This is a genomic window from Psychrobacter sp. Rd 27.2, from assembly GCF_001921755.1.
Lineage (GTDB): Bacteria > Pseudomonadota > Gammaproteobacteria > Pseudomonadales > Moraxellaceae > Psychrobacter > Psychrobacter celer.
Genome location: NZ_MRYB01000005.1, coordinates 91,296 through 116,884, shown reverse-complemented (window position 1 = coordinate 116,884; position 25,589 = coordinate 91,296). Strand labels below are relative to the sequence as shown.

Genomic DNA, 25,589 nt, shown 5'->3' with positions numbered 1-25,589 from the left:
TGTAGTATCACACTCATCTCGCCATATCTGCAGTTAATCCCACCATATCATGTCCAAACGAGCCAGCGTTTTATCAAATCGCTCAATCCTTTATCACTATACGTCACCATGTGGCAATAGTCGACACCAGCGGCTTTTAACCCATGCTCAAAGCTCTCTAAGCTGCGCACGTGGTGTTTTGGATACCAGTATATCAATAGCGCCCGATGGGTGATATCAGCGTTTTCTATCTGACGAATACGGGTGGCCAATGCCTCAGCCCTCGCAGGATACATGTCTTCTGCAAACATCACTATGTCTATTTTTTTGTGGCGTATCTCATCTAGCGCCAGCTGCTCATGCTGATGGCAGATCACCTGCGCGCCTAACCGCTCAAGCTCCTCCACCAAAAATCCCGCTTCGTGATAATAATAGTAAATAATACTCAGCCCCGCCAGCACTTGCTGCTGATGAACTTGCTGCTGGTTGGGTAGTGGAATGGTCAAGACAAACTCTGTGCCGACGTCCAGCTCACTATGGACATCGATACTCGCTCCCATCAGCTGGGCCATTTGTTTGACGACGGGTAAGCCTATCCCTGAACCTTCGTATTGCCGCGTTTGTGACGAGTCTACCTGAAAAAATGGATTAAAAATATCGTTGATGTGATTGTTATCGATGCCGATGCCCGTGTCTTTGACACTGATCTGCCAGCGATTGCTTTTATCAAAATGCGTGAGCTGCGAGGTAATGGTAACCTGCCCCGCTGAGGTAAACTTAATGGCATTACTTAGCAAAATCGAGAGTATTTGCTGTATCTTTTTTACATCACCTTGTAGGCCATAATCTATATGATGCACTTGGCTAATCAGCTCTAAGCCCTTACGTTTAGCAATAGGCTCAAACTCTGCCAACAGATCAGCGATCAGCTGTAGTGGGTTAAACTCACTAAGATGAATGGTCATCTGACCTTTTTGTATCTGATTCAACTGAATGATATGCTCAAGCGAAGACACCAGCTTGTCACTGCCACTACTGATGATATCGACCGCGTCTTTTTGCTCTCGGCTCAACGTTTCATAATCTAGCAGCTGTAAGCCGCCGACAATGGCATTTAATGAGGTTTTTAGCTCGTGGGTTATCATGCTCTGAAAATTATGCAGCTGCACATCGAGCGATACATCTTTGCTGTGTAGCTGCTGCTCAAAGGTCGCCACCGCTTCATAGTCTTGTTTGATGTCTTGCAAGCGTTTAAACAGCACAATCAAAGCCTGCTTGATTTGCGCCAGCTCCTGAAAATTAAAATGCTGGGCGATGACGGGCAGTTTTTCAAGCTCAGGCGTCCTAATGATGATGTCGCATACTTCAGTGAGCGCGTCCACATCCCTAACCGGCCAGTTGAGCTTACGTAAGACATACAGCGCCCAGACCACAGCCAGCAAAATCGTAACCAGCCACAATAAAGCATTGCTTTGAAACCAGCTTGCGCGCAGTTTATTGACATCTAAGGTGATATTAATATAACCGACCAGCGTACTATTGGCATTTTTTGTGGTGCTTGAGGACGCCGCTACGCCTGATGACTGGCGCGGTAAACCATCAGCATCAGAGAATGTAGCGGCTATCGTGAGACTGTCTGGTTGCAAGTCATTACTGACGACTGGGTAATTAAAGCTGACCGTATCGGCAAACAGGGCGTTTTTCCAGTCGCCTCTAGATTGATTGGTATCACTGATAGGCTGAGGGGTTGAGTAAAATAAAATACTCTGAATACTTGGCTCATTTTCTAATAAAAAGGCAACTTGCTCCGCTACGATATCTGCCCCTTCTGCTGTCGAGGCACTGGCGGTCAATACCGCGGCAAGCTGATCTATATGCCGATGCGTTTCTTTGTAATGATAAGTCAGACCATAGACAAAAGACAATATAAACCCTGCCAACACAGCCAGCGTAATGGCCTGTACGACAGAGCGCCAGATAAGCATAGGAATGGTGCGAGATCGAGGGCTGTTCATATCACTCAACGAAGCCAAGACAACTTTTTATTCATACTACAGGTATTTTGCAGAAGTGATAAGACAAACATGCAGATATTTTTGGGCAGGTACCGTCCTACTGGCATCAGAGGTGTCAATTTTATATTGGATTGACTATACACAACGAGGGGAGAATAAAAACAGCGGCGCAGGACTATGTCGCCTTATCATAACAACGATACAGGCGACATCATAAAGCGACTGGTTCGTACACTCGCCACTGGCAAGTTAGCCATTAGCAAGTTAGCGCGGTTTTTTGTCTTTGGTGGTGAATTTTTTTGCCCGATTGCGCTCACGTTGGCGTAACTGCTGCGCTTTTGCTTTCGTCGGTGTGTCGCTTTTATTGGCATAGGGGTTGTCATTTTGTCGAAAGATGACATTCAGCGGTGTGCCTTCAAGCTTAAAGACTTGACGAAATTGGTTTTCGAGGTAACGCTGATAGCTCTTCGGTAGCGCACTGGTTTGGTTACCGTGAATGACGATGACCGGTGGGTTGTGACCACCGATATGCGCATAACGCAACTTGATACGGCGACCTGCGACGGTCGGCGGTGGGTTGGCTGTCACAGCGTCTTGCAATATCTGCGTCAAGCGATTGGTCGACACCTCAAACATAGATGACTGATAAGCGCGCAAAATCGACGGGTATAAGTTGCCCACGCCGGTACCATGTAGCGCTGAGATCAGGTGCACTTTCACAAAAGGAATAAAACTAAAGCGGCGATCCATCTCAAGCTTGATATAATCTTTTTGGTCTTGGCTGAGGCCATCCCACTTGTTTATCGCGACCACCAGCGCCCGACCTGCATCGAGCGCATAGCCTATCATATGCAAGTCTTGATCGACGATGCCTTCTTGCGCATCGATGACAATCACCGTCACATTGGAGTCTTCGATGGCTTGTAGGGTTTTGATAACGGAGAATTTTTCTACTTTTTCATCGATTTTGCCGCGGCGGCGCACGCCTGCGGTGTCGATAAGGACATAATCCTTACCATCCCGTTTATAAGGAATATAAATACTGTCGCGCGTGGTGCCTGGCATATCAAATACCACCACCCTATCTTCGCCAAGCAAACGGTTGACCAAGGTAGATTTGCCGACGTTTGGACGACCGATAATGGCAAGTTTTAAGCCATTTGGTTCGACGACGTTTTCTTGCTCAGGCATGTCAGCGGTCAGCACTTCTAGCAAGTTACCGACACCGCGGCCGTGGCTGGCAGCCATCGGATACGGCTCTCCCAAACCGAGCGCATAAAACTCCGCAGGCGCGGCATCATGGACGCCATCGACTTTGTTGGCGACCACATAGACAGGCTTGCCCAATGTATGCAAAAACTTACCAATCTCAGCATCAGCACCAATCATTCCAGACCGCGCATCTACCACAAACACGATGATATCTGCCTCATGGATCGCTGTGTGCGATTGCTCAGACATATAGTCATCGATATTGCCACTGCCATCGTCTGCCTCACCGATACCGCCCGTATCGACAACGATGAACGATTTGTTTTCGTAGGTAGCATCGCCGTACTGACGGTCACGCGTCAGCCCCGACATATCAGCAACCAATGCCTGCCGACTTTTTGTAAACTGGTTAAATAAGGTGGATTTACCGACGTTTGGACGACCAATTAAGGCGACCACAGGCTTGATACTCATGGGTTACTCTCAGTGAAAGGCACAATGGCAGACCGTACAGCGACTAAAATCATAGTCGCAAATATTGTTGTACGTGACCGCAAATTAATATAAATGATAAAACGACAGCAGATACACTCATCAACCCTATAACATCGACCCTATAACATCGACCCTATGACATAGACCCTATAGTAAGCAAGCCTACAGTGATGATTATATCTCTCAGACACCATTTTATCGGATCTATCAAATGATGTCGTCTATATGGTAAACCTACCGCATATCGGTCGCATAGAGTACGCGAAAGCCTGCGTTTAAACAAGCAGTTTACAACCAAGCACAAAACGCTGACCTAGCAGCGTGAGTGATAATAGTAGTGATCGTGATGTCAAACCGCAAGTCTGATAGCCAATGACTGACTGATAACAATATCACGACTCATCAGCTGCCGCGCGGCACAGCCTATGATACTTAACGTATCAGCTGCCAGATAGCCACTTGACCTGTAGCGCTCTGCGTTAGCAAACGACTTCCTTGTACTTGCAAGTTGGTCAACGCCCCCTTGGTCTGTACACGGCTGATGATTTGACCATTGGCAGGGTTGAACAAATGCACCACACCTTCTAAATCACCAACCGCGATATAATTACCAATCATCACAGGATTGGTCAAGTGACGATACGCCAGCTCATCGCTCTCCCAGAGCATCTCGCCATTGCTGCGATCATACGCAACCACTTTACCATCTAGGCTGGTGGCGATGACTTGCTGATTATTGACAGCAAGGGATTTGAGACTGGCAAGCTCATTGACAAATAAAACCTGACGCGAGGCCAAATCAATACCCAATAACTGACCACTATAGCTGATTGCAAACAGCTGGTTTTGATCAACGATAGGCGTGCCATCGACATCGCTCATACGCTCAACTTCGCTACTGCCCATACCGACACCGACGCGTCTCGACCACTGCGGCAGACCACTATCAACCGTCACCGCATGCAGTCGGCCATCTGCGGTGGCCAGCAGCGCAGTCTTGCTGTCTAGTAGGGTTGGCGCGGCGCTACCGCGTACACTGATGGCAGGCACTTGGGTAGCAAACTGCCATACGGACTGGCCGGTTTGTAGAGATAAGCCGTGCAAAAATCCATCATTCGCTGACAAAATCACACGATTATTACTGACCAAAGCCGGCGTCAATACTGACCCTGATAGCTGCTGCTGCCAGCGTTTGGCACCCGTTGTACTATCAAACGCCATCACCTGACCGCCGCGTGTGCTGATGATTGCCGTTTGGCTTAAGGCGTCTACTGTCACGCCGCCGGTGATTTGATCACCGACATTGACTGACCACAGACGCTCACCTGCATTATCAAACCCTATCAAGTCGCCACCGCGTGAGGCTGCGACCATTTGACCATTGGCATAGCCAACTTGCAGCGCCAAAGGATCTTTTTTGCTGGCTTTTTTATTGCCAACATCTGCGCTAAAGACAGGCTGTAGCACAGTGACCGGCTCTGCAATTTGTACCAAATCGACAGGATCATTGACGACAGGCTTGATACCGCGATTACACCCAATCACTGCAGTGCTCATTACTGCCAGTACGGCCACATGCATGACTGTCTTTTTGATAATATTGGCGGTTGACATGTTGCTCGAGCGAATGGATTGAGTCATCATAGGTTCTCACTACAAAAATTATTATGGATTAGTGGATTGGGCGGTCAGTCTGTGGCTCATCCATCAATGATCTGCTCACAGTGTTGCCTGGTTTTAGTTATCTTGGTAACTGTTATAAAATTTTTTAAATAGATAACAGCCACTTATCAACTCTGCTCTCACGATCAGCCCACTGGCCGCCAATCTAGCATATAGAATTCTGTTGGTACTGCCTAGGGTGCTGATAAAACATCAGCGCTATTATTCGTTAATAGCGCCTAATACAATACCACTACTGTGTAACTTCGGCCGGTGCGCCCTCTACCACTGGTGGCGGCTCAGATATCGCAGGCGCTGGTACAGCAGGCTCTTGGATCAGACTGGCTTGCGCCTCGATAGGCTCAGGCATTACCCCCAAGCTCTCCATCTTCAATGCCAATACTGCACGCATTTCTTGACGCTCACGTAACAGCTCCCACGCATTATTGTAAGCGTTGATGGCCAAATCTTTATCGTTTTGTGCCAGATAAATATCGCCTAGCAACTCTTGCTGACTGGCTTCAAATGAGCTTGGCATGTCTTGTTTGGCTTCTGCCAGTGCGCCCTCAGCATCGCCTGCTGCCAGTAGCGTGTTGGCATAACGTAGACGGGTGATGGCGCTTAGGCCAGCGTCGCCCAAGTCAATGGCTAATGCTTGCTTCAGGGTATTTGCTGCGGCGGTAAAGTCATCACTATCCACTTGATGGCGGGCTTTTATCATCAATGCTTGCCACGCATAGACTGACTCGCCGTGGGCGCCAACCAATGCGTCGATATCTTTGTCCAGTTGTGTACGGCTTTGTGCCAGCGCTTCTTGCGCCTCAGCTTCCAAATCTGGGTTTTGCGCCGCCAGACTGATTTCTTCATTGAGCCGTTGGATATCCGCGTAGTGATCTGCTGCGACTGTATCGACGCGCGCATGGTTATTTTGCCAGTATGTCCAACCAAAATAAGCGGCCAACGCCAACAAAATTGCAGTGACGATATAGCTGCCATACTGCTTTAACGCGTCCATGGAATTGTCTGGATTTGGCGAATTGGGTGTCAAAGCCATAAAGGGTTACCTAATAAAAGTGTTATAAAAATGCTGAGGCGAAAGCCGATATCACCTGATTAATCTATTAATTGATCGACTAATCAATCGACCCATTCATCACTGGCGCGAAAAATTGTCTGCATTCGATAGCCAGTCTTGCGAGACACTACGCTGCTCGCCTGTCTGCATGTCTTTGATACTCACCAGATTGTCATCGAGCTCTTGCTGAGCAATAATCACCGTGAGCGCAGCCCCTGATTTATCCGCCTTTTTCATTTGCGCTTTTAGGCTGGTGGCACTTGCCATCTTGACTCGGATATCTGGACGCTCATAACGTAGGTTTTGGGCATACTTGATACCTGCGCTATAGACTTCTGGATGAGCGACCACAAAGACATCGCAGGCCGAAACGTCTGCCATCGGCGCGACCGCCTCTAGTAACAATAATAAACGCTCAAGCCCCATGGCAAATCCAACGGCAGGCTCAGATTTGGCAGGTTTACTGCCGTCGGTACCGACAGACTTTAGCTGGCCAACCAAACCATCATAACGGCCACCTGCACAGACGGTGGCTTGGCTACCTAGCTTGTCTGTCACCCATTCAAAGACAGTCTTATTGTAATAATCCAGACCGCGTACCAGATGCGGATTGATCTCAAAATCGATACCAAGCGCGGTCAAGTATGCCTGCACTTGCTCAAAGTGCGCCATGCTCTCTGTACCCAAAAACTCAGCCAGCTTTGGCGCTTCTGCCAATAACGCCTGCGTACTCGCCTCTTTGCTGTCTAAGATACGTAGCGGGTTGGTCGTCAGACGGCGCTTGCTGTCTTCGTCAAGCTGGTCTTGTTTGTCGGTTAGATAAGCGACTAGAGCCTCACGGTAAGCATGGCGCTCGTCGATTTCACCCAAGCTGTTTAGTTGCAAGCGCATCTCGTCTTTGAGACCCAGCGCTTGCCACATCAGATGCGTCATCGCGATCAGCTCAGCATCGGCATCGGGCAGCGCACTACCGAAGCTTTCTACCCCTAATTGATGAAACTGACGATAGCGGCCTTTTTGTGGGCGCTCATAGCGAAACATGGGGCCGATGTACCATAGTTTGGGCGTATCACCGCGCAGTAGATTGTGCTCGATTACAGCCCTTACCGCGCCTGCGGTGCCCTCTGGGCGCAAGGTCAAAGGAGTGGGCGGCTCAGATTTATCGGCAAAGCTATACATCTCTTTTTCAACGATGTCGGTGGCCCCGCCAATAGCACGGGCAAACAAATCAGTCTGCTCGACGATAGGCAGACGAATATGCTCATAACCGTACCTACCCAGCACATCCGCCAATATCGCTTCTAATTGTAGCCATTTTGCCGATTGGGTAGGCAAAATATCATTAAACCCTTTGATAGCTTTGATCATGGTACGGTCATATCCTTAAATTTATCACAAGTTCTTTTTTATATAATTAACCTAAAAACAACGACAGCACTACTGGTATCCGTTAGCGCTACTGGTATTTATTTAACGCGAATAATCTCATTTTCGCGCTTTTTTGCCAAGTCTTTAGCATGGGCGCGCACCATACTTTCAATCTCATCGACTAGGTTTTCGGTATTGATCAAATGGCTTTTTTCGCCCATACGGTAGACCAATGACTTTGGCGCAGCACCGACGATACCGATATCGGCTTCTTTGGCCTCCCCTGGGCCATTTACTTTACAGCCAATCACTGACAGATCCATCGGCTCACGAATATCCTCGAGACGCGACTCCAACGCTGTCATCACTTTGATCACATCAAACTCTTGGCGCGAGCAGCTAGGACAAGCGATAAAATTGACACCGTTTGAGCGGATGTTTAGCGATTTTAAAATATCAAAGCCGATTTTAATTTCTTCTTCAGGCTCTGCCGCTAGAGAGATACGAATGGTATCGCCGATGCCGTCTAGGAGCAGCCCCCCTAATGCAATGGCAGATTTGACCGCACCGGTGCGATAGACACCAGCTTCGGTCACGCCTAGATGTAGCGGGTTGTCAATTTGGGCTGAGAGCAGACGATACGCCTCTAATGTCAAAAACACATTACTGGCTTTGACTGAGACTTTATACTGATCAAAATTGAGACGCTCCAAAATATCAATATGGCGCATCGCGGACTCTAGCATCGCCTCACCCGTCGGCTCTTTATACTTTCGCTGGATGTCTTTTTCTAGCGAGCCTGCGTTGACACCGATACGAATCGGGATATTGTGATGCTTGGCGCAGGCAACCACTTCACGTACTTTGGCATCACTACCGATATTACCTGGGTTGATACGCAAACAATCAGCACCTGCTTCGGCCACTGCCAAAGCAATCTTATGATCAAAATGCACATCGGCGATGAGCGGCACGCTGACCTGTTTACGGATTTCGGCAAAGGCGTTGACCGTATCCATCGTCGGGGTCGAGACGCGCATCAGATCAGCGCCTGCTTCTACGCAGCGCTCGATTTGTGCGACCGTCGCGGCCACATCACAAGTCTCGGTGTTGGTCATGCTTTGCACACTAATCGGTGCATCACCCCCAATCGCGACATCACCGACATATATTTTTTTGGTAAGACGACGGTTAATAGGCGCTGACGTTGACATAGACAAACCCTTTGGTTAAAGCAAAAAAATAAAAATAAACCCTGACAATAATACCTAACGATGCGTCGTTATGCTTTTACCCACTTATGGCGCAAGCTCAAAACTGGCTTGCTTATCAGTGGCGTACGCCTCTAATGCCACCGCCTCTTGGTTGAGCATTAAGCTGACATTATCGACATTATCGATCTGTACATTAAATGGCGGCATGCCAGACAACTTATAGCTACCCGTGCTTTGAGCGCCGTTCATCAGATTGCTCCCTGACGCATCAGTAATCACCACCACCGCCTCATCGCTCAACATCACCTCTAACGTCGCGGTGCTGCTCGCCGCGCCTATGTTAAGCGCAGAGCCTGCGGCACCCACACCCGTCTCGCTATCGATAGCAGCGCCTTGAGCCTGCTCGAGTGCCGAGATGTCTTCGACAGCGTTGGTCGGTGCTTGGGTGTTTTCTTTGCTGGCATTACTGACCATGCGGAATAAAAAAATCGCTAAGATAATAACGCCAATGACCGCGATAATCAGTAACGGATTGAAACGAATACGGTTGTGAGTGTCGCGCTGCAAGGTTCCCATCGGGCGCAGCGGTGTATCAATGTTGTTGACTGAATACGGTTTTAGCTCATTGGGATAGGCGGCATCAAAGCTGCTGGCGATCTTTACAGGGTCCAACCCCAAAAACTTGGCATAGTTGATAGCAAAACCGCGAGCAAACGCGGCTTGCGGCAAATCTGCAAAATTCTCGTCTTCTAAGGCTTTTAGGTGACGCTTTAAAATAAACAGCTCGGCGGCGGCCTCTTCTAGACTGACTTGCTTTGTTTTGCGGGCTTGCTGCAACATGGCACCAAATGATCCCTGAGTGTTTGATTGAGTGTTTGATGATGGGGTGGTCATTTCCATGGTGCCTCTGGATTGTTAAGCCAAGTCTTAAGTTGTTTTGCTTCATCACTTAGTGGATAAGCGGATAAAAGCTGCTGTGCCAATTGCTGGCGTGTGGTTATGTTGTTTTGAGCCGCCGCAAGTTTGATGCCTTGTAATAGCAAACGCGGGCTGATACCTTGCCCTTGTACCAAGATCAGTGTCTCGTCATAAAGTTTTTGTGCTTGGGCCACCCGCTGCTGCTCAAGCAATAAATCTACCAATTCGATATGGGCGATGATACTATTGCGGTTGCCATCTAGCGCGCGCAAAAACGCTTTGGCCGCAGCAGTACGGTCGCCCATCTGTAGGTAGGTTCGGCCTAGGTTTTCCAGCGCGCCGATACGACCTTCGTAGCCAAGCGCTGCCCCTGCAATCTCAAACTGCTCAGCCGCTTCTTTATAGCGTTTCATCTGCGACAAATACACGCCATAGTTATTGTGAGCTTGCTCAAAGTCTTTATCAAGCGCGATGGCTTTTTTAAAGTACTGATCGGCTTTTTGCAGATTAATACGGCTGCCCTCTTGCTGCAGCAAAACGCCCATCATATCATAGGCTGGCGCGTAACGGCTATCGGCAGCGAAGGCTTTTTCAAGCTGGCGTTGGGCGGTATCAAGCTCGTTTTTGCGGATATATTGCGCGGCAAGCGAGGTGCGTACGCGCGCAATTTCTTGTTGATCCAAGTTGCGATCATTGCTCGGCCGCGTCGACGTCTGATAAGGGATATCCCCCAATAAATCATCGGTTGGCGTGCTTTGACACCCCGTCAAAAACAGCCCTACCATCGCCATACCAAGCAGTAGCCGTTTGGACGTCACTGCCGTCTGTGCCACGACTGGCAACGTGGCTGTCATCCATGGTTTGTCAGTCAAAAAACACACGCTTTGATACTTATTTTGACAAGAATTTTTAGAAGTCATCATAGCCGCCATCATAAAACTGGATTCAATGCGTTCGATAATCGAAGCATCAGTTTAATAGATTTAGCCCCCATAAGTACAATTTAGTTGTGATTAATTGTATGATGAATCACAACTCAGCGTTTTCACGCGCTTTGATGCTTTGCTGCCATGCCGCTGAACGACGAGTGCGGTCGGCGACTTGCCCGACCAGCTGGCCGCAAGCCGCATCGATATCGTCGCCGCGCGTTTGACGAATGGTACACACAAACCCAGCTTCACTTAAGATATTGCTAAACGCATGGATGCGGTTGTTGCTTGATTTGTCATATGGTGCATGCGGAAACGGATTAAACGGTATCAAATTAATCTTACTTGGTAGACCATCCAACAACGCCACCAACTGCCGCGCATGCTCATCGCTGTCATTGACGCCATCAAGCATGACATACTCAATGGTGACGTGTTTTTTGTGGCGTGGATTGACATCATACACGTAGTTTTTTGCCGCGGCGATCAGCTCACTTAACGGGTATTTCTTATTGATAGGCACCAGCTCATCACGCAGCTCATCATTGGGCGCGTGCAAGGATATCGCCAAAGCCACATCGAGATCTTGTGCCAGCTGATACATCTTGGGTACCACGCCGGAAGTCGACAACGTCACACGGCGCTTTGAGAGACCATAAGCATGGTCGCTGAGCATAATCTCCATCGAGCCGATTACAGGCTTGTAGTTTAATAAAGGCTCACCCATACCCATCATCACCACGTTGGTAACATGGTTTTCCCAAGCGCTATGATCGACAGCCTCTAAGCTGTCATTGTCATCACTCATGTAGGAAGCATTGGCTACCCACAGCTGCCCGATGATCTCAGCCGCCGTCAGATCGCGCTCAAAACCCTGCTTACCGGTACTACAAAAACTACAGTCGAGCGCGCAGCCGACTTGCGAAGAGATACACAAAGTTTTGCGGCCATTCGATTTATTATCATCCGCCGGAATCAATACCGTCTCCACCAGCGAGCCGCCCGTCACTTCAAACACCCATTTACGTGTACCATCATCACTGTACTGACGATGAATAACCTTAGGCGGAGTCACGCAGGCATTCAGCGACAATTTATCGCGCAGTGACTTGCTCAGATTGGTCATCTGCTCAAAATCTGTCACCCCGTGCTGATATATCCATTTAATCACCTGCGTCGCGCGAAATGGCTTTTCGCCGAGGCTTTTAAAATAGTCAGCCAATTCTGCTTGGGTCATCCCCAAAAGATTGGTCTTGGCCTGCGCTTCATCGACCAGCTTGATGCTGGCTTTGGAGGTGGCAAGGACATGCTGGATCGGGGATTGAACAGTGGACATAATAGGTAACCTTTTTGCATCAGCTAAATTAAGCGTGGCAATTGTTGATATAAGCGATGAGTGTTGCTCTCCATACGCCTTATGGCAAATATGGCCATTAGCAATCCATTATGAGCGCAGCGTCTCTTGTACTTATGCCAATCATACATAGCGACAAGCACAAAAAATGATTAGCTATACTGATAAAGGATTGATAATGCTAGATAAAGACAATAATGAGGCAAATAATAAAAAATTTCAATAACACAAAGCCGGCGAAAAAACAGACAAACCAAAATAGCTAAAACGGCTTATACCCATCAGATATAAGCCGTCTTGCGACACAAATTATTCATAACCAACCTCTTGGCTGCTATCAATAACTGGCTGCTCTTAGCGCGTACGTGCACATACTTCATCATCGTTAAAGAAGTAGCTGATTTCACGTGCTGCTGACTCAGCTGAATCTGAACCATGAACCGCGTTTTCATCGATGCTGCTAGCAAAGTCAGCACGGATAGTGCCTTCGGCAGCGTCGGCTGGGTTGGTTGCACCCATGATTTCACGGTGCTTAGCAATGGCGTTTTCGCCTTCTAATACAGAAACAACGACAGGGCCTGAAGTCATGAATGAGACCAAAGCATTATAAAATGGACGCTCGGCATGCTCAGCGTAAAAGCCGCCTGCTTTTTCGTCATCAAGATGCAACATTTTTGCAGCAACGATTTTTAAACCCGCTTCTTCAAAACGGCTATAAATAGCGCCGATGTGGTTGCCAGCGACGGCATCAGGCTTGATGATAGATAAAGTACGTTCGTTAGCCATAAAAAAACTCCTAATAGGGGGTCAGTTTGGTAAAAGTAAAGGGGTAAATGCTTTGTTTTAACGTTGGCCGCCATGTCGACGAAGCGGATAACTCATGATTTATCGATAGCAAAACACGAGCGTCAACATAGGATTGTTGCCTATTATAATGATTGAGGCTATAAATGATAGGATTAATTTATGACCGCACCTTGCATAAAAGTAAATTTATGATCCGCTAATTGTTAATACGGTCATCATATTGACCAAAAAGAACCCCAATGCTCAGCACTGGGGTTCGTTTAATTGATACTACTTGATGAATACTACAAGCCAGTTAGTGCTTATAACACCAAGACTTATAGTACGCACTAAGCATCATACGGGTCACGAAGTACGATGGTCTCTTCGCGGTCAGGGCCGGTTGAGATGATATCTACTGGGCAGCCAATCAATGCTTCGATACGTTTGATGTATTTTTTGGCGTTTTCTGGTAGGTCGTCATAGTTGGTGATACCAACGGTAGACTCGCTCCAACCTTCCATAGTTTCATACTTCGGTGTGACAGACTCATAAAACTCTGCGTCGTGCGCGCCAGCACATTCTGTCTCAGGGAGGTTGTAACCCACGCCGATTAGCAATTCTTCAAGACCGTCTAAGACGTCAAGCTTGGTCAAGCAGATACCTGACATAGAGTTCAATACCACCGCGCGGCGTAGTGCCTCGGCATCAAACCAGCCGCAGCGACGCGCGCGGCCAGTGGTCGCGCCAAACTCATGGCCGACTTTGGCTAAGTGGGCACCCACATCATCAAACAACTCTGTTGGGAATGGACCGCTACCAACACGCGTGGTGTAAGCTTTGGTGATACCAAGTACATAGTCTAGGTACAATGGGCCGATACCCGTACCAGTCGATACGCCGCCTGCTGTAACGCTTGAGCTGGTGACAAACGGATAGGTACCGTGGTCGATATCAAGTAGCGTGCCTTGTGCACCCTCAAACATTAGGTTTTTGCCAGAAAGGCGCAATTGGTTGAGGTCTTCGGTCACATCAGTAACCATGCCTTTGATCTCTTCGCGCCACTCTTGGCACAGCTTAAAGGTCTCATCAAAATCGATGGCATCGACTTTATAATACTGTGTCAGTTGGAAGTTATGATATTCGATTAGGTTACGTAGTTTTTCTTCTAAATCATCACGGAACAAGTCAGCAAGCTTGATGGCACGGCGCGCCACTTTGTCCTCATATGCAGGACCGATGCCGCGACCTGTGGTACCGATTTTGCCTGTACCGCGTTTGGCTTCGCGTGCTTGGTCAAGTGCCACGTGATATGGCATGATGAGTGGGCAGTTTGGCGAGATACGTAGACGCTCGCGTACTGGTACGTTGTTGGCTTCTAGATCTTTTATCTCTTTTAGTAGAGCATCTGGCGCTAGTACCACACCGTTACCGATGAAGCAGGTGACGCCTTCACGCAAGATACCAGATGGGATCAAATGTAGGACGGTGGTTTTGCCATCGACAACCAGTGTGTGCCCAGCGTTGTGACCGCCTTGAAAACGAGCAACGGCTGAGGCTTTTTCGGTAAGTAAATCAACGATTTTACCCTTACCTTCATCGCCCCATTGGCTACCCAAAACTACGACATTCTTACCCATGATCAATCCTTACCTTTATGTATTGAGGTGTGTGCAATAACGGTTGCAAAACTAACGTGATGTTAGCAGTGTTTGATGCTTGCGCTCAGCGCGCTTATCATTGCCGCGCCAAACCAAGTATGTTTTATCTTAAAATCTTTATTCAAGCGGCGAGCCACTGTAAATGTACTTATAAATCAGCCAAACTGAATCTAGTTAAGCGAGATGGTTTGTAGTTGCCATTGATTGTCAGCAAAACCCAAACGATGTGTCACGCCATCGGGACGATCTTCCGCGTTTAGTGGCATGGTGACACGGTAGCCCTGCTCGCGTAGGCTGGTGGCCTGCTGGAGCAAGGTTTGTCGCTGCTCAGGGCTTGCTTGAGTGGCGGCTTGATAATCAATCAGCACGATACTCGGCACTTCAAGCTGCGTGTGCGCCAGCAAACGGCTGACATCCATACTAAAGCCTGTGGCTTCGCGTGGCTGGCTGACGGACAGATGGCCACCGCTTTGCATACCATCAAAACGCCCGCCGCGTACCAGCGGCTGAGTCTCGCTATTGATATAGCCATTAAAAACAATGCCAGTATGATAGTGATAGCCTGATAGTTCAGTCACATCGACACTCACCGGACACTGCCACTGCGTTTTTAGGTGCGTTTTTAGGCGCTGTAGCTCATCGATAGCCGTAGATATCTGTTCATCTTGCTGTGCGGCAGTAGAGAGCTTGGTCAGCAAATTATCGATATCGTGACCAAAACGCGCTAAGGCATAAAAGTCATCGCCCATTGGCAATGCTTGGCAAACACGTTTGAGCTCTGGTAGGTTTTTATTGGCATATAAATGCATCAATTGCTCAGCGTCGCTGTCAGATAGCGCAGCCATCTCAGCCAAACGCTTAAATATCGCCACATGACCCAAGTCAATATGCAGTGCCGCGCTCATATCTAGTGTATTGACCATCCCAAACAAGACATCAATCAGCTCGATATCGGCTGCCAAATCGGCGCAGCCAAATATCTCAGCGCCTAACTGCAAGGGCGTACGTGAGCCAAACAGTCCTGACGGCAAGGTGTGAATCACATCACCTGCATAGCAGTAACGCGCAATACCGGTACCGCCATGATGCGCATCAATACGCAAAATCTGTGGGGTAATATCGGCACGCAAGCCCATCAAACGACCCGTCAGCTGATCGATGATCTTGAACGTCTGACGTTTCAAGTCTTCTGAAGCGTCACTTAACAGTGATTCAGTAAACTCAATCATCGGTGGGTTGACCAACTGATAGCCATGAGTGATCAGCTGCTGCGTCAATTGGTACCTAAGCACCTCTTGCTTATGCGCGTCTTCAAACAACACATCCACCACGCCATCAGGCAACAGCCAACTGTTGGCCACATCGCTGGCAAAGTGGTTTAGGTAGGGCATGCTATTGGATTTAGCAACGCTATCGGCAGGCTGAGTGGCCGCGTTTTTTGTTGCATTTAACTGGGCAGGTTTTGCAGAATCAGAACTGACAGACACAATAAATCCTTGTTTGGCGTATCGCTTACCAAAAAACGCGGTACTGATGCGGTACTAAAAGGTTGTATTTATAAGGGCATTGACATCGTATCGTTGTGTTTTTAACACACAACATCATTGACCCAATTATTTATAAACAAACTAGGTAACCGCAACAGGGTGAGTAATAAGTATAATTTAGGATGATAAGACGAGTATCTTTATGCGCTAATAAACAGAGATAAATAATCAAGGCACTTTATGCTTTAGTTTAGCATAGCAGTCAAGGTTCGCCTAGTGACAATTGGGCACAATTACTATCTAATTATCGTCCATGGCATCATGAGCATCAGCAGATATGGCGACGGCTATCTGCTCGTATTGAGCAAATAGCGTCCGTGAAATAGCGGCTATGCGCTTGCATTACTTGATAAAAACGTGCGCGAATTGCCTCAGCAAGAACAGCGCCATGCAGACAGACTCATGTTACACTAACACATATTTTTATCTCGGAAGCCTTATGTCACCTGATTACCACCCAAACCCAGCCATCAACCAAACCAACGTCTTAGGGACGGCGCTTGCCAGCTGCTGTTTTGACCCGATTACCGGCTATTATCGCAATGGTTTTTGTCATACTGGCAGTCATGATGTCGGCCAGCATACCGTCTGCGCCAAGATGACCAGCGAGTTTTTGAGTTTTTCTGCCAGTCGCGGTAACGACTTGATCACGCCCCTGCCTGAGTATGGTTTTGCTGGATTAAAACCTGGCGACTACTGGTGCATCTGTGCGCTGCGCTGGGTCGAGGCCTTGGACTTCGATATCGCTCCGCCTATCAAGCTCGAAGCCTGTCACGAAAGCCTGCTGAGCTTGGTCGATATTGAAACTTTAAAAAGCCACGCGCTTTAATGACGGCGCAGCGTTTTATTTGTGAGATATTTTTTACTTTATCACGGGAGGGGGTATGGACCACAATAACGATCAACTGCTCAAAAAAACCGCACGTATTGAACCTAACTCCGACATCAACCGTCTTTATGCGGATATGAATGATGAGCATTTATATCTCGATAATGATGATAGCTATATCTACGGCGATGCCGATGCCACCAGAGAAGACACCATCGAGACCATGACGGTCTATGACCCTGATTCTGAGCGCTATGAAGATATCGATCTATCCAGTGAAGATGAGGTCGTCAACTGCTACGCCTACTCTCGTAAGACCGGTGAAAACCTTGATAAAGTAGCGCTAAATGATGTCAGTCGGGCGCTGAGTAACAATGGCCAGTTTATCTGGCTGGGTTTGTATGACCCCAGCCTCCAGACCATGGTCAAAGTCAAAGAAGCCTTTGGTCTGCACGAACTTGCTATCGAGGATGCCTTTGCCGACCATCAGCGCGCCAAAGTCGAAAATTACGACAACGATATGGTATTTGTGGTCTTACGTACCGCCAAGCTTGAAGACAACGTCATTCGCTACGGCACCACGGCGATATTTATGGGCAAAAACTACTTAATCACCATTCGCAATGGTCCATCCAACTCCTACGCACCTGTCCGCGAGCACTGCCATCGCCGCCCAGAAAAGCTCAGAATGGGGCCGATATTTGTCTTGCACGCTATACTCGATTTTATCGTGGATAACTATATGCCGATTACCGATCGTTTGGGACGTTATCTGCGCGAGCAAGAGCGTTACGTGTTTACCTATGAGTTTGATAAAGGCACGCTCAAAAACCTCTACGAGCTCAAGTCACAGCTGGTACACATGCGGGCGATTATCTTACCGGTACAAGACATCTGTAGTTTTTTTATCAATCACAAAAAAAGCGAGCTGGTCTCTGGGTTTTCGCAAGCGGCCAAGCCCTACTTTCGTGACGTCAATGACCACTTGCTGCACTCGTTAGACGCCATCAACGGCCTCAATGAGATGCTAAGCGTGGTTATGAACACCTATATGGCCATGGTCAATATGGGGCAAAACGAGGTGGTACGTAAGCTCGCCGCGTGGGCAGGGATTTTAGCGGTACCAACGGCCATCGCTGGTATCTACGGTATGAACTTTGACTTTATGCCTGAGCTGCACTGGCAATACTCGTATCTGGTCATCATGGTGATCATCGGCTCGCTGTGCGGCTATTTGTATTACAACTTTAAACGCCTCAAATGGTTATAACGGCTGTACGCTAACGTCATTTTTTCGGTCAACAAACACAAAACGCCCCGCACAAAACTCGATACAGATCAGACTTTGGTATTTGGCTCACGCCTACCATGCAGATGAAAAATAGCATCGCTCAAGGTGCTGTTTTTTATTAATGATTGATAATGATTATTATTTGTAATATTATTCTTAGATATTATTGCCACACTCTTACCGTTATTGTTATTTCGCTACATCATCAGCCAGCACGACAAATACTACGCGCGTAGCATTTGTACGGGGCGGTATTGTCATTTTATATCTATTATTTTGTACCTATTGAGGTTTTTATGCGTTTATCCCGTCTTACCCCGATCGCCGCTTGTACTGCTGCTATCTTGACTTTAACAGCATGCGGCGATGACTCTGATCACACCACGATCATAGATGGGACGCCGCCACTTATCACCACCGACAGTAACTTTAGCAATGGCTATAGCGCCGTCGCAGCCGTTTTTGTCTCAGGGCAAGTTCAAGACAGCAGCGGTGTCAAATCGCTCACATACTCGCATAATGGACAACCAGCCCAAGCGCTAACGCTAGATGCCGAAGGTTACTTTGACGATCGTATTTTATTGACCCTCGGTAGCAACCGCATTGTCCTAGAGGCCACGGATAATGCCGGCAACATCATGCGCAAGGTCAAAACCCTCTATCTAGGCGATACCATCGCGGCCGGTGGCTCTCATACCGCCGCCCTACGTGACGGTCAGCTATATGGCTGGGGACGCAATAACTATGGTCAAACAGGGCTGGGGCTGACCACAAAATTCACTGACGTGATGGGCCACCCAGTCACGCCGATGCTAATGAGTAGCGCGCCCAAGGATGTGATGTCCATCAGCTTTAATCAAAACCATTCGCTTGCCATCGCGCAAAATGGTCAGGTATATAGCTGGGGCGAAGACAAATACGGACAGCTCGGCCGCGGTGATGGTGGTCGTCATGACTGCAGCAAAACAGTAGACTGCCGTTTAGATATCAGCGCCATCGACGGTATCGAAGACGCCGTCATGGTCGCTGCAGGCTATAAGCACAATTTAGTATTGACCAAAGATGGTAGCGTTTGGGCTTTTGGGGCCAATGGCCAAGGCCAACTTGGAGATAATACCAGCCGCGATAGCAGTACCCCTGTCAGGGTAGACTTTTCGGCGGCAGAAGCTGGCCATATCGTTCAGGTGGTCGCTAGCGCCAATAGCTCTTATGCGTTAGATGATAAAGGTCAAGTCTGGGGTTGGGGCAGCGATGCCTATGCCAACCTTGGCAAGGGAGCCGCCTGTACGCTGGCTAATGACTGCACCAACATAAACGCTACGCCCGTACGTATCAACGTACTAGGTAATAGCACGGTGGATAAGACTACGCCAGCCAAGGATGACACTGCACTCAGCACAGAAGCCGCGCTAAGCACAGAAAAAGTCACACAACTGGCCGCTGGTAGAGATCACATCTTGGCTTTGACCAATAAAGAGGCCGTCTACGGCTGGGGGTTAAATGCCGCAAGCCAACTGGGCTATAACGGTGAAACCTATCAAGGCAGCCAAAATGCATGGGCAGATATCATCACTACCCCAACCAAACTGCCTTGGTTCACTGACAAAGACGTGCGCCGTGTCTATACCAATGGCAATGCCAGCTACGCGCTGATTGACAACGTCGCGACCAATAGCACAGCCACCAACGCTGTAAGTGACAACGCTGCAACGACCAATGGCGTCCTATACGCATGGGGTATGTTTGGCGAAACAAACGGTGCTGGCAAGACCATTTACCATGATTTAGATGAGCCAACCAACAAACTGCCTAGCCTAAAAGATATCGACAATATGGCCATGGGCGCTATGCACCTGATCGCTCATCAAAAACCGCAAATCCAAGACGATGATGCCGTAAATGAGGATGCTGCAAAAGCCGAGCAGTTATTTACATGGGGCTGGAGCTTTGAAGGCTCGCTGGGCAATGCCAACACCGCTCATGTGTGGATGTACAACAACCCGATACCAGTGACACTACCAAGCCAACTATAGTCAATATACTTTTAGGTCATACCATGTTTTTATTATCAACACCGGCAGGCAGCACTCGCCCCCTGTCTTTATCCTCTTCGGTCATAAAAAGCACGGCGCTTGGCGTGACGATAGCGCTGCTTAGCGCCTGTGGCGGCTCGGATGACGCAAGCAGCACTCAACCAAACCTTCCAAGTCCGCCGACCACGCCTGATCGTCCCACTGTCGATAGCGACTGGCAGCCAGCAGGTGGCAACGCGACGATCGCCGCCAGTGTCGCACAGCCTTTTTTGCAGATTATGCCAAACCTGCCAAGCAGCGCACTGGGCGGCGTATCGCCTGGGCGTGAGCTGTTTATCACAGAGTGGACACCTGCTGGCGAGGGCCGCGCGCTGTTCGACGGTGTGGGGCCACTGTTTAATGCCAATGCCTGTACCCAGTGCCACAGTGCAGACGGCCGCAAGCCTGTCTATGCCGCCAACGGTCAGCTCACCGATGCGATTTTGTTTCGCTTAGGGGATAAGCAAGGCGCGGCGCACGCTTACTACGGTGAGCAAATGCAGCACCAAAGCATCGACCCCAGTATCGCCACCGAAGGCCGCATGCACTATACCTCCACAGCCAGTCAAAACGGCAGACCTGCTGGAGTGGCCTTTGGTTTCACTCCCACCGACCCCAATCAGCCGTTAGGACAAACTGCCATCAGCGGGCGCATCTCGCCGCAACTGGTCGGTATGGGCTTGCTGGATCTTATCCCTGAAGCAGATATCATCGCAGCGGCCGACCCTAACGATAGCGACAATGACGGTATCAGCGGCCGCGTCCATTGGGTCGATGACGATCAGCAGCAGCGCGTTGGACGCTTTGGCTGGAAAGCCATCAACATCAGCCTACGCACCCAAAACGCCAATGCCATGTCACAAGATATGGGCTTGACGACCTCGGTGTTTATGGCACCCAACTGCACGGTCAATCAGCCGATTTGCTGGACGGCACCCAATGGCGGTACCCCTGAAGTCTCAGACAGCAGTCTGGATGCGGTGACTGACTTTATGACAGCACTTGCCGTACCTGAGCGGCGAATAGATGACTTGTCGACTTTTAATGCAGGTGCCAAACTGTTTGCCCAAGTGGGCTGTGCCAGCTGTCATACACCCAAACAAAAAACTGGCGACAGTGCGCGCTTCCCGCTTCTATCACAGCAAACCATCTACCCTTATACCGACTTGCTGCTACATGATATGGGCGCGGGGCTAGATGATGGCGTAAAAGAAAAGAACGCAGAGAGCTATGAGTGGCGCACGCCGCCATTATGGGGTATCGGCATCGTGGCCCGCGATCCTCAAGCTCGGTTTTTGCATGATGGGCGTGCCAGCAGCTTGAGCGATGCGATACTATGGCATGGCGGTGAAGCACAAGGCGCAAAAACACGCTTTAGCCAACTCTCTACCACCGAGCAGCAGACGTTGATGGCCTTTTTAAAAGGTATTTAGCCTGCCATAGAGGTCAGACTGTCGGTTATAAAAACCGATATCATGCGACCAACGTATCGATTTTTTTCAAAATATATAACACGCAAAAAAAAGAGGACCACTGCCATAGCCGCCCTCTTTTTTACAAAAGTATCAATAGTCTGTCATCAATACCCAATCATCAACACCACACCCAATCTGTAGATTAAACACGCCATCAATGACAAATCACTTAATCATCGCGGCGCTTAATACTATAGCTTGGCAAATGATGCTCAGGGCTAATGCTTTGATGATCGTCCAGATAGTCCTCAGGGCGACCAAACATTTTGGCCGTCCAAGTCAAGATGACGATCGAAGCGCTAAGCACCATAATGGCAAACGAAATCGTCGCCAATAGCCACAGATGAAAGTTGTCAGAGACGGCCTGTACGTCCACCACTAGATGTCGTGACAAAGCAGTAATGGCGATAAATATCAAAAACTGCACAGGCAGACGATGGGTCTTAAAGTAAATACCAATCATCGCCAGCAGCTCAAGATAAATAAACAACAGTAAGATATCTTTTAGATCTGCTGAGCCCTTTTGAAAAATCACCAAAAACTCTTTACCCGCGGTCCAAACCACCACCACACTGATCAAAAACAAGATAATGTAGTGGCAAATATCGACGAACTCACGGCCGATATACTGCAAGCGCTCATGTATGCCCATCATTGACCCCAGCGAATGTGTATCGTCTGTTTTATGAGTGTGCGATTCGGTTGAGTGTTTTGTATCTTGCTCGCTTAGCGGCTTCATTCGCTGATATCACCACCGCTCAGGCCTGCTGATTTTTCAGCGGCTTCTACTGTCTGGCGAATAAGCGTATTAATCGTCATCGGGCCTACGCCGCCTGGTACGGGCGTATAAGCACTAGCAATGCTCTCAACGCCTGTCAGCTCGATATCGCCAACGCCGCCATTATCTGTTGGGTGGAAACCTGCATCGACCACCACAGCCCCTTTTTTGAGCCACTCAGCTTTAATCAGCTCAGGCACACCCACTGCGCCAACAACGATATCAGCACGCTTGATATGAGCGGCCAAATCTTGTGTTTTTGAGTGACACATCGTCACTGTGCAGTTGGCATTTAATAACATCATCGCCATCGGCTTACCCAAGATAGCACTACGGCCAACGACCACGGCTTCTTTACCTGATAACTCGATATTATGATGCGCCAATAAGTGCATGATACCCTGCGGTGTGCAAGAGCCATACGCAGACTGCTGCATCGCCATACGACCAAAGCCAAGACAAGTCACGCCATCGACGTCTTTTGCCAAGTCAATTTGCTCAAAGCATGCGCGCTCATCGATATGCGCAGGGACGGGGTGCTGTAGCAAAATACCATGGACATCAGGGTCGTTATTGAGCTCATCAATCTTTGCCATCAGCTCTTTGGTAGTCGTAGCACTTGGCATCTCAACGCGTATAGAATCCATACCGACACGCTTACAGGCATTGCCTTTCATACGTACATAGGTCGCAGAGGCAGGGTCATCACCGACCAATATCGTCGCTAGACTTGGGGTGCGTCCCGTCTTAGCTTTGATAGCGTCTACACGCGCACTCAGTTGCTGTTCGATTTGTTTGGCAAGGGCTTTACCATCTAATAAGGTGGCAGACGCTTGGGCAGTAGACATAAGAACTCCAATATAGGGTACGATAAAAAAGTAAAGACAGCGCCCGCAACTACTTGCATGCCTGTCTTATGCTTGGTCAATATAGGATGAATACCGATATTGTACCTGCCTGCGGCAAAAAATCCTAGCGCGATATAAAACTTGCCTACCGACATTGGTAACCGATAAATGTCTCGGCGACTCCCTCTCTCGCATGCACAGATTTAGTCAATCCTTGTTTATCTCACCACAATCCATATCGCCACAGACGCGAGCGCTCACGGCACCAAACACCTGATCGATCGCCTGTACAGTTTGCTTGATTTCGTCTTCTGTCAACGTTGGATGCACAAGAAACATCAGGCTGGTCTCGCCGAGCTGCTTGGCAACTGGCAGTCTCGTCTTAGGACGCAAGCCGGTATTATCAAAGGCTTTTTCACGGTACACTTCCGAGGCAGACCCTGAAAAGCAAGGCACGCCCAGCGCATTTATCTCTGCAATAATCCGATTGCGCGACCAGCCGTCAGGTAGGTTGTCTGACTGCACATAGACATAGAGCTTATAATAGGCGTGGGCCGAATCTGCAAACTGCGCTGATGCTTCTAGTCTTGGCACCGACAGATAGCCTTTTGCTTCCCATTTAGCACAGGCATCTAGTATTGCATGCGCATTAGCGGTACGTTTGGCTGTCCAGTCACTCATACGCTGTAGCTGAATACGCCCAATCACTGCCTGCATCTCAGTCATACGCCAATTGGTACCAAAGCTCTCATGCAGCCAGCGATAGCCAGGCGCATGCTCGGTCTCATAGACCGCAGCATAGCTTTTGCCATGGTCTTTATATGCCCACATTTTTCGCCACAGCTGCTCGTCATTGGTGGTGACCATACCGCCCTCACCGCCTGTGGTCATGATTTTGTCTTGGCAAAAGCTCCACGCACCGATATGCCCGATACTACCCACGCTACGGCCCTTGTAACGCGCACCATGCGCCTGCGCACAGTCCTCTATCACATATAAATTATGCTGATCTGCCAATGCCATGATGCCATCCATATCACAAGGCCAGCCGGCCAAGTGCACACAGACGATGCCTTTGGTCTTATGCGTCAACACTGCCGCGATAGAGTCTGGTGTGATATTTCCAGTCGCCTCATCGACATCAGCAAATACAGGCCTCGCGCCAGCATTGACTACCGATGAGATACTGGCGATAAAAGTACGCGGGGTGACAATCACTTCATCGCCTGCGCCGATATCTAAGGCTTGTAACGCCACGTCCAATGCTAACGTACCATTACCTATCGCAACGGCATACTTACTATCCGCCCACTCAGCAAACTCCGTCTCAAACTGACGACACTCTAGCCCTGTCCAGTAGTTTACCTTGTTGGATAACAGGACTTGACTGACGGCATCGGCCTCGATTTTGGTAAAGCTGGGCCATGGTGAAAACGGAATGTTTAGCATAAGTTCCTCATCAAAGCGTCCCTGTATCGACGCGGTTGCCAGTGAATTTACTCATGGTCGCTTCACCATCAGCACTGATACCATCTTTACGTATGACTTTTTTGATAGTCTTTAATAATATCTTTGTATCCAGCCATAACGACTGATGATCGACATACCAAATATCGAGGGCAAATTTTTCGTCCCAGCCGATGGCATTGCGGCCATTGATCTGTGCATGACCTGTAATGCCTGGGCGCACGTCGTGCCGGCGTGCTTGCTCAGCATTGTATAGCGGTAGATACTCCATCAGTAGCGGCCGCGGGCCGACCAGACTCATATCACCTTTGATAACATTCCACAGCTCAGGCAGCTCATCGAGGCTGCTATTGCGTAACGCCTTGCCAAACGGCGTCAAACGCTCATCATCTTCTAGTGGCTTGCCGTGCAAATCAGCACCATCCTTCATCGACCGAAACTTTATCATCTCAAACGGCTTGCCATGTAGGCCTGGGCGCGTCTGACGGAACAATACTGGCGCTCCCAAGTGTCGCCTGACCTGATAAGCGGTAATGGCATATACCGGAGAGAGCACAATCAGCGCGGTGGTGGCGATGGTGATATCAAACAGTCGTTTCATCATATATTGGCCT

At 48.9% G+C, this 25,589-nt stretch carries 20 protein-coding genes; 4 read left to right on the top strand and 16 right to left on the bottom strand.

All coding sequences use genetic code 11. The annotated features are described in order from the left end of the window. Positions 1-47: 47 nt before the first annotated feature. The 12 genes from BTV99_RS06235 to BTV99_RS06180 all read right to left on the bottom strand — a co-directional run bounded on the left by BTV99_RS06235 (position 48) and on the right by BTV99_RS06180 (position 16,155). Positions 48-1,994, bottom strand: coding sequence for a HAMP domain-containing sensor histidine kinase (locus tag BTV99_RS06235; RefSeq protein ID WP_075101513.1), 1,947 nt, complete (start codon positions 1,992-1,994; stop codon positions 48-50). 264 nt (positions 1,995-2,258) lie between these two features. Further along, on the bottom strand, positions 2,259-3,680 hold the full coding sequence (der, locus tag BTV99_RS06230) for a ribosome biogenesis GTPase Der (RefSeq protein WP_075101512.1): 1,422 nt from the start codon (positions 3,678-3,680) through the stop codon (positions 2,259-2,261). Positions 3,681-4,133: 453 nt separating this feature from the next. Next, positions 4,134-5,342 (bottom strand): outer membrane protein assembly factor BamB, encoded by a 1,209-nt coding sequence (bamB, locus tag BTV99_RS06225; RefSeq protein ID WP_075101571.1) that lies wholly within the window; start codon positions 5,340-5,342, stop codon positions 4,134-4,136. 274 nt (positions 5,343-5,616) lie between these two features. Next, entirely contained in the window at positions 5,617-6,417 is an 801-nt protein-coding gene (locus tag BTV99_RS06220; protein ID WP_075101511.1) for a tetratricopeptide repeat protein, read from the bottom strand. A 99-nt stretch (positions 6,418-6,516) separates the two neighbouring features. Beyond that, positions 6,517-7,806 (bottom strand): histidine--tRNA ligase, encoded by a 1,290-nt coding sequence (hisS, locus tag BTV99_RS06215; RefSeq protein ID WP_075101510.1) that lies wholly within the window; start codon positions 7,804-7,806, stop codon positions 6,517-6,519. 98 nt (positions 7,807-7,904) lie between these two features. Then, the gene (gene ispG / locus BTV99_RS06210; protein ID WP_075101509.1) at positions 7,905-9,020 is read right to left on the bottom strand and encodes a flavodoxin-dependent (E)-4-hydroxy-3-methylbut-2-enyl-diphosphate synthase; all 1,116 of its coding nucleotides are present in this window, start codon (positions 9,018-9,020) and stop codon (positions 7,905-7,907) included. Between the two features lie 84 nt (positions 9,021-9,104). Further along, positions 9,105-9,920 carry a helix-turn-helix domain-containing protein gene (locus tag BTV99_RS06205; protein WP_256713736.1) on the bottom strand — a complete coding sequence of 272 codons (816 nt, stop codon included), beginning with the start codon at positions 9,918-9,920 and terminating at the stop codon, positions 9,105-9,107. Further along, complete coding sequence (pilW, locus tag BTV99_RS06200; protein WP_256713735.1) at positions 9,911-10,861, bottom strand: type IV pilus biogenesis/stability protein PilW; 951 nt, start codon at positions 10,859-10,861, stop codon at positions 9,911-9,913. The genes BTV99_RS06205 and pilW overlap by 10 nt, the downstream gene beginning before the upstream one ends. A 106-nt stretch (positions 10,862-10,967) precedes the next feature. After that, on the bottom strand, positions 10,968-12,203 hold the full coding sequence (rlmN, locus tag BTV99_RS06195) for a 23S rRNA (adenine(2503)-C(2))-methyltransferase RlmN (protein ID WP_178377934.1): 1,236 nt from the start codon (positions 12,201-12,203) through the stop codon (positions 10,968-10,970). A 372-nt stretch (positions 12,204-12,575) separates the two neighbouring features. Next, positions 12,576-13,007, bottom strand: a complete 432-nt coding sequence (gene ndk, locus BTV99_RS06190) for a nucleoside-diphosphate kinase (RefSeq protein WP_075101506.1) — start codon at positions 13,005-13,007, stop codon at positions 12,576-12,578. 350 nt (positions 13,008-13,357) lie between these two features. After that, the gene (locus BTV99_RS06185; protein ID WP_075101505.1) at positions 13,358-14,647 is read right to left on the bottom strand and encodes an adenylosuccinate synthase; all 1,290 of its coding nucleotides are present in this window, start codon (positions 14,645-14,647) and stop codon (positions 13,358-13,360) included. A 191-nt stretch (positions 14,648-14,838) separates the two neighbouring features. Further along, positions 14,839-16,155: an ATP phosphoribosyltransferase regulatory subunit gene (locus BTV99_RS06180; RefSeq protein WP_075101504.1), complete on the bottom strand. Its 1,317-nt coding sequence runs from the start codon at positions 16,153-16,155 to the stop codon at positions 14,839-14,841. Between the two features lie 499 nt (positions 16,156-16,654). On the opposite strand from BTV99_RS06180, the gene BTV99_RS06175 reads away from it, so the two are divergent. The 4 genes from BTV99_RS06175 (at position 16,655) to BTV99_RS06160 (ending at position 21,840) form a co-directional block, all read left to right on the top strand. Then, positions 16,655-17,044 carry a DUF2237 family protein gene (locus BTV99_RS06175; protein ID WP_075101503.1) on the top strand — a complete coding sequence of 130 codons (390 nt, stop codon included), beginning with the start codon at positions 16,655-16,657 and terminating at the stop codon, positions 17,042-17,044. A gap of 55 nt (positions 17,045-17,099) precedes the next feature. After that, a complete protein-coding gene (gene corA / locus BTV99_RS06170) occupies positions 17,100-18,314 on the top strand; it encodes a magnesium/cobalt transporter CorA (RefSeq protein ID WP_075101502.1) in 1,215 nt (404 codons plus the stop codon). 317 nt (positions 18,315-18,631) lie between these two features. Next, positions 18,632-20,368, top strand: coding sequence for a chromosome condensation regulator RCC1 (locus tag BTV99_RS06165; RefSeq protein ID WP_075101501.1), 1,737 nt, complete (start codon positions 18,632-18,634; stop codon positions 20,366-20,368). Between the two features lie 23 nt (positions 20,369-20,391). Next, on the top strand, positions 20,392-21,840 hold the full coding sequence (locus tag BTV99_RS06160) for a di-heme oxidoredictase family protein (RefSeq protein ID WP_083608550.1): 1,449 nt from the start codon (positions 20,392-20,394) through the stop codon (positions 21,838-21,840). Positions 21,841-22,051: 211 nt separating this feature from the next. On the opposite strand, the gene BTV99_RS06155 is transcribed toward BTV99_RS06160, so the two are convergent. From BTV99_RS06155 to BTV99_RS06140, 4 genes are all read right to left on the bottom strand, one after another. Further along, positions 22,052-22,537, bottom strand: a complete 486-nt coding sequence (locus BTV99_RS06155) for a phosphate-starvation-inducible protein PsiE (protein WP_075101568.1) — start codon at positions 22,535-22,537, stop codon at positions 22,052-22,054. Positions 22,538-22,617: 80 nt separating this feature from the next. After that, entirely contained in the window at positions 22,618-23,508 is an 891-nt protein-coding gene (folD, locus tag BTV99_RS06150) for a bifunctional methylenetetrahydrofolate dehydrogenase/methenyltetrahydrofolate cyclohydrolase FolD (protein ID WP_075101500.1), read from the bottom strand. Between the two features lie 207 nt (positions 23,509-23,715). Next, positions 23,716-24,957, bottom strand: a complete 1,242-nt coding sequence (locus BTV99_RS06145) for a DegT/DnrJ/EryC1/StrS aminotransferase family protein (RefSeq protein WP_075101499.1) — start codon at positions 24,955-24,957, stop codon at positions 23,716-23,718. A 10-nt stretch (positions 24,958-24,967) separates the two neighbouring features. Continuing rightward, positions 24,968-25,579, bottom strand: coding sequence for a sugar transferase (locus BTV99_RS06140; RefSeq protein WP_075101498.1), 612 nt, complete (start codon positions 25,577-25,579; stop codon positions 24,968-24,970). Positions 25,580-25,589 lie beyond the last annotated feature (10 nt).